Annotated in this window: 6 protein-coding genes; all 6 read right to left on the reverse strand. The window is 34.0% G+C overall.

What is annotated here, in order from left to right; translation table 11 throughout:
* Nucleotides 1-241 precede the first annotated feature (241 nt).
* Nucleotides 242-1,099, reverse strand: a complete 858-nt coding sequence (locus tag EHQ31_RS00780) for a restriction endonuclease (protein WP_135568307.1) — start codon at nt 1,097-1,099, stop codon at nt 242-244.
* Nucleotides 1,100-1,303: 204 nt separating this feature from the next.
* Nucleotides 1,304-2,221, reverse strand: coding sequence for an LA_2444/LA_4059 family outer membrane protein (locus EHQ31_RS00785; protein WP_135568308.1), 918 nt, complete (start codon nt 2,219-2,221; stop codon nt 1,304-1,306).
* A gap of 198 nt (nt 2,222-2,419) precedes the next feature.
* Nucleotides 2,420-3,268: a hypothetical protein gene (locus EHQ31_RS00790; RefSeq protein WP_135568309.1), complete on the reverse strand. Its 849-nt coding sequence runs from the start codon at nt 3,266-3,268 to the stop codon at nt 2,420-2,422.
* 189 nt (nt 3,269-3,457) lie between these two features.
* A complete protein-coding gene (locus EHQ31_RS00795; RefSeq protein WP_135568310.1) occupies nt 3,458-4,396 on the reverse strand; it encodes a DUF4062 domain-containing protein in 939 nt (312 codons plus the stop codon).
* Between the two features lie 189 nt (nt 4,397-4,585).
* Nucleotides 4,586-5,479, reverse strand: coding sequence for an SH3 domain-containing protein (locus EHQ31_RS00800; protein WP_135568311.1), 894 nt, complete (start codon nt 5,477-5,479; stop codon nt 4,586-4,588).
* Between the two features lie 200 nt (nt 5,480-5,679).
* Nucleotides 5,680-6,231, reverse strand: a complete 552-nt coding sequence (locus tag EHQ31_RS00805) for a hypothetical protein (RefSeq protein WP_135568312.1) — start codon at nt 6,229-6,231, stop codon at nt 5,680-5,682.
* Nucleotides 6,232-6,475: the final 244 nt, after the last annotated feature.

The following is a 6,475-nucleotide window of genomic DNA, read 5'->3' on the forward strand; positions in this document are numbered from 1 at the left end:
TCTTATCAAATTGTTTATATAGAACTTGTTGGAATTCGTTCATAGTATAGATTTTTAGGGCATTGCATATAACGAACTAGGGGAGACGACGTTCCCTGACCCTGAGTCCCGACGGGACGTTAGGGACTGGCACGTAGCTTGCGTATGCGAGCGAGTGACAGAAAGGGAATGTGTCGCAGACCAAGCGAGGCCGTAGTGCCGAAGCGCAGCGTTTCCCCGATGTTATGCGTAGTCCCCTTTTTTAGAGGGAATCAAACCACTCTTTCTTTATCTCTATTTTTTCTACGATTTTTATATCCAATCCAAGTTTTAATTCCTTTAATTTATCGAGTAACGCATCTCCATCAATTAAATCAATAGGAGGTGCACCATCTCTTGTTGCTTCTTTTACCGCATCTCTAGTGAAGGAACTTGTTGTTACAAATAATCCTTTGTCTGCTCTTCCTTGTAATGCCCCTCTAAAATCTCTGATTTCAGAAGCTGTGATAGAATTTTCCCTATATCTTTTACATTGAAATAAAACATTAAAGCTAATGAATCCAGCTATTCTAAATATTCCTTTTCCATCAATTCCTCCATCTCCACTTTTTCCTGTAACTTCAACTTGGTGAAATCCAGATTCTCTAAGAATTCTTTTAAAAAGTCTTTCAAAGGCATCTGGCTTAATATCGAAGAGAATATTCTTTAAGGTTATTCTCCAATCTTGAAATTCTTCTGGAGCATCAAGATCATTGCTATCAAATTCTGATATTTCATTTTTTTCTTTTTTCTCTGATTTTGAAATAGATCTGACTAGATTTACTACGTCTTTCGGGTTTAATTCATTTATATCTTTGCTGGCTTTTGTAAGAGACCAAATCCCTCTAGAGGAATTTTCTAAAAATCCTGCTCTTTTGAGATAAGTCCTTGTCCATGCCAGTCGATACTCAACTTCACTTCTAGATCCTTTGTCTCCATGAGGTATCTCGAGAATATTATTGGGAAGTTGCATCAAATTGAAGACTTTTTCATTAATTTCATCAATTGTGCCTGATCCTCCAAGTTCCTTTAAGGAATTTAATAGAGGATTCATCATTTCATCATATGTTGGTAATTTCATAATATTTATTCAGTTTGGTTTTTGGGGATTACGCATAACGAACTAGGGGAGACGACGTTCCCTGACCCTGAGTCCCGACGGGACGTTAGGGACTGGCACGTAGCTTGCGTATGCGAGCGAGTGACAGAAAGGGAATGTGGCGTAGCCCAAGCAAGGCCGTAGTGCCGCAGCGCAGCGTTTCCCCGTTGTTATACGACGTGACAATTAGAATACGGTAGAGGCTGAAATATAGAATCCTCTAATGATTTCTTTTCCATTCGATAACTTACTACTTTGGATACCATAAGAATTTCTAAAAGAAGAATACGAATAATAAGTATCATTTAAATCTTCGTATTTAAAATATGAATAATTGTAATTGAATCCGAAAGCAAGATTAAAGTTTTCTAAGAAATTGTATTTCAATGAAATGTTCGCTTCATACCCTTGAAAAATGCCCTTTGTTTTTCCATTTCCTTTTATAATTCCAAAATCAGCAACAGTTCCAGACGGAAAGTAGTAAAGGTTGGAATCAAGGTAATAGTAATCTCTTTTACCTTGGGTATGATACAAATCTAATCCAAGATTAAGGGAAAGATTATCTGTAATAGGAATTTTTGATTTTAGAACAATTTGAGGGCCTAAGGCAATTATTTTTTCTTCAGCAGTAAAATTGTCTTTTGAAATATTTCTGATTCCCCCACCAATTGCAAAATATTCTTTTGATTCTGGAGAAAGATAAAAGAAGAAATTTAATTTATAATCATTTCTTTCATTATTTCTTAAATATTCTTTATAACGTTCATATTGTAAAGTATTGTTTATTCTATATACATTATCAATGTCATAATTAGCTTTTTCAATTTGAATTTTGGAGTATTCAAATTCAAACCCAAAACCTTTATCAAGATTTTTATAAATAAAGAAAAAAGGATTAATTGTTTTATTATTGCTTCTTAAATTATTTATTTTAAATCCCCAATAGGGTTCAGCATCGGTTTTGTCTCTACTATATTCATATGGAATGAATTCAGCTTTTTGTGCCTTGATTCCAGTTTCTATAGTTGGTTTTGACGACTGCGAAAACAATGCAGAGTTTAATAGGATTAGGCTTAAGATTGTTGTTTTTATAGTTTTATGCATTTTAATGATTCAGGTTTTGTCATGTCGTATAACGAACCAGGCTACCCGAAGTTCCTCGGAGCTGAGCCTGCAAGGCAGGCGTTAGCGTCGGCGCGAATCTTGCGGAAGCAAGAGACGTGACGGAGAGGAATTTGCCGCAGGCCAAGCGAGGGCGAAGTCCCGAAGCGAAGTGGGTAGCCGATGTTAGTCGCAGTCCCGTTATATTGATTTCTTTTTTAATTTTAAATAAGCGTAGATAGTTGAAAGAAAAATATAAAATTGCCAATTATTCCATATAGATTCATCGATATTTTCCTTTTGTCTTTGATTCATGTGTCTAATTGAAAAATTGTTAATAATATTAAATAGGTCTGATTCATCCTGTTCAGATATTAAATCGTTTATGTTTGGTCTTATGTATTCTAGGATATCCGCTAATTCCCGAACTGAATCTTTTCTGTCTTTTTCGTTTGAATGTCTGTTTCTGAATTTTTTGATTGAATCGCTTAGCTTTATTAGAATCTTTTCGTCATTAGTCGGTGGTTCAGCATCAAATATTTCTTGCACTCCAAATTCGGATTTTTTATATATCATCCCGTCTTTTTCAAGTATATAATCTTTATTGTAATCTATAAGTTGAGCATTAATTTGATCTGAAAATTCTTTCCTGCCTAGTTCAATATCAAAGCTTTCAAAAATATCAAAACCATAGAGTTGTTCAATTCTTTCTTGAGTATATACAGGTTTTCTCACTATATCCCAAAGGAATTCAATTATATCAAAAAGATCCTCTTCGGAGTAATATTCATAATGATTGTATATAGGCCAAAGATTTCTTTTTCGAACTTTTAAGAATAGTTTCCTTGCGATATCTTCGTCATTACCCAACTTTCCATTATACCAGCGTCCTGGTAAAGAATAACTATCATAAAAACCTAGAGATTCAGCAAAATAGAAATTTTTAGAAAATTCACTAATGACTTCATTGATTAATTCACATAAATTTCTTAAATTTAATTTTTGATTTCGATTTCTATTGTTTCTAATTGAAAAGTATTCTTTAGACATATTATTTTAGGGATTGCGACTAACGAACTAGTGGAGACGACGTTCCCTGACCCTGAGTCCCGAACGGGACGTTAGGGACTGGCACGGAGTTTGCGGATGCAAACGAGTGACAGAAAGGGAATGTGCCGCAGGCCAAGCGAGGCCGTAAGTGCCGAAGCGCAGCGTTTCCATGCTGTTATGCGCAGTAAATTAGTTATCAAAACTTATTTCTACGGGACTTTCTATTTTAAATTTTCTAGTTTTCAAATCAATCCCATAAATTATTGCTGAAGCTGCGTTAAGTCTCGCATTTGTTTGATATTCAGAGGTTACGGTTATTCCGTCGTAAGTTGAATATTCTACAATGATAAAACTACTTATAATTTGTCCTATTTGAGGTAGGGACCAAATTTGTGAAATGTGTTTTCTTTCTTTTGGTGCTAGTAATTCAAAATCCTTACTTTTTAATTCGTCTTTGTATCCGAAAGATTTAATGAAAATAGTATACTCAGATGTATTCGTAAATTCTGACTTTAAAACAACATCATTACCTTCAATGTTCGTAATCATCTGTGCTTCTAGGATCGGTATTTCGCCTTCTGCAATTTTTCTTGCTAGATTCATTTTTAGATAAGGAATTTTTAGTTTTTTCTCAAGGCTTGCTTTTATATCTATTGAATTCCTAAAAGGAATTATCCAATTATTGTCTGTTTTATCTGAACTTTCTCCGTGAGTCGAAATCAATGAAAAAATACCAAATTCTTTTTCATGAATCCAATTTGGTTTGAAACCATTTGGATTTGATTTATAAACTTTATACTCACCGTAAGTTTTATCTCTTATATAAAACAAGATTGGTTTTGAATTTTTTTTTGCCTCTAAGTATTCTAAATGAGTAACACTTAATTTTGGATAGCCAAGATTTTCTACTGTATTACCGTATCTTTTATCGATTATAAAAATAACATAGTCTGATCTTCGTAGGTTTTCTAAACATGTTTCAATAGCTGATTTATCAGGAAAGAGTTCAAAATCTGAACTATCTATTTCACTTAATCTAACGGTAAAGCCTGTTTGTATTAAATGGTGAAAAATCTCGGCGCGTAAGTCTATAAGATCAAAAATTGTTGAGGATATAAATATATTCATAATATTTTTAATTTATTGCGCATAACGAACTAGGGGAGACGACGTTCCCTGACCCTGAGTCCCTGATGGGACGTTAGGGACTGGCACGGAGTTTGCGGATGCAAACGAGTGACAGAAAGGGAATGTGGCGCAGCCCAAGCGAGGCCGGCAGTGCCGAAGCGCAGCGTTTCCCCGATGTTATACGCTGTCCTAGAGGTCACTTATGGATTTATCTTCGTAAATTACTTCTTTGATACTTCCATCGAGATTAGCGATCCATTTTTTTTGAAAAGTATATGACTCGTTTTTATAGCTTTTGCTACAAACTGGACAAGAATTATTTATTCCATCCTTATTGGAACAAATGGTTTTGCTATTGTAATTTGTTTCTCCCATTAAAGAGTTTGATATGTATGCATATTCGTAGTTTTCTGTTTGAACATATTCATCACATTCCGTTGCGCAGCCAAAAGATTTTTGAAACACTACTTTATATTTAATGAAAGATTTTGGTAAACCTAAAGAAAACATATTCATATCTGAAAAGATTAATTTATTTTCTTTAAAAATAAAATTGTAATTATTAAATTCATCTTCACTGTCTCCTGGTGAAATAGATATTACACGGTAGATTCCGATTGTTGAATCAAAGGTTACTGTGCCAGTATTTTCGGTTAACTTAAATGTTCTTTTATCTTTCTCAGAATTATAATCGATTTTCTCAAAGGAAGGGATTAGTTTTCTGAATCCACTTATCGTTTTTTCATTTTCTATTGGATTTGTAAATGCATCCTCATGTATAAGAAAACCGGAAAATGAATAACCAACTATATCGTAATGTTTAATTTTCATCCACTTACCATTTTTTCCATCAATTGTCATTTCTTGTAAAACATCACCATAGGATTCAATTACGGAGCCGTCAGGAATTAGTCCAATTTTTTCACTATTGATATCAGGTAATTTTCTAATTCGCAAACCTCCATTCGCATTTACGATCATTTTAATAGGCTTTATAACAGTAAGATTCTTTTCATTATTTGATTTTTTACAATAGTTGAAGAAGAAAGTTGTCCCAATAATAATTATTAATATTTTTTTCATTTTTTTATCTCCATTTTTTAGGATAGCGTATAACGAACTAGGGGAGACGACGTTCCCTGACCCTGAGTCCCTGGAGGGGACGTTAGGGACTGGCACGGAGTTTGCGGATGCAAACGAGTGACAGAAAGGGAATGTGGCGCAGCCCAAGCAAGGCCGTAAGTGCCGCAGCGCAGCGTTTCCCCGCTGTTATGCGACGTTGATTAGATGTCAATTTTTGTTTTTTGATTTAGGAATTGGTTAATTGAGAAAAGAGTGAAAAGTAGTTGTAGCATAAAGAAAGCTAGTATGGCGAAAAGATGTGTTTTACTAATTGAGTTATTGTATATTTTATCACCCAAAGTAAGTTTTTTTTCATCCTGTAAAACATCGCATATGGTATTTTCTTTCTGTTTTCTGATTGCGGTTATTGATTCAGCTAAGCGATTTATAGTATAAATAACATTAGAGCAGTTATTTTCTAAATTAGCAATAATTGTGTATTTATCCCATTTTATGATATTTGGATAACTAGTTGTTAATAGTAAATTATTATTTCCTTTCGAACCACCTTTGGTTATTTTAATGTTTGTGACGTTGCAATAATTATAAAGTTTTATGCACGTGAAATCATTATAATCGTAACTTTCTTCGAGTTCTAAGTGATCATTTGCGATCCAAGTACCTTTGAAATTGATTACGCCTTCATCCCAAGAGTTAATAGAGTATGAATAAGACGGTAATTCAATTGGATTGGAGATTAGTTTTGAATTCATTGTCATGAATAGAGTGAAGAAAAAAATGGTTAGAATTTGGAGAATTATTATCAGTTTTATTTGATTTAATTGTAATTTTACATTAAATTTCATTAGGTTTGCCTGTTTATTATTTTATTTGTGGTGGGTTATTTTTGGATTATTGACTATGGAAAATTCTCAATGTCGCATAACGAACTAGACTAACCGACGTAGGCTGGCCCTGAGTTCCGGAACGGGACGTTAGGGACTGGAACGACGCTTG

The sequence above is a fragment of the Leptospira montravelensis genome (assembly GCF_004770045.1).
GTDB lineage: Bacteria > Spirochaetota > Leptospiria > Leptospirales > Leptospiraceae > Leptospira_A > Leptospira_A montravelensis.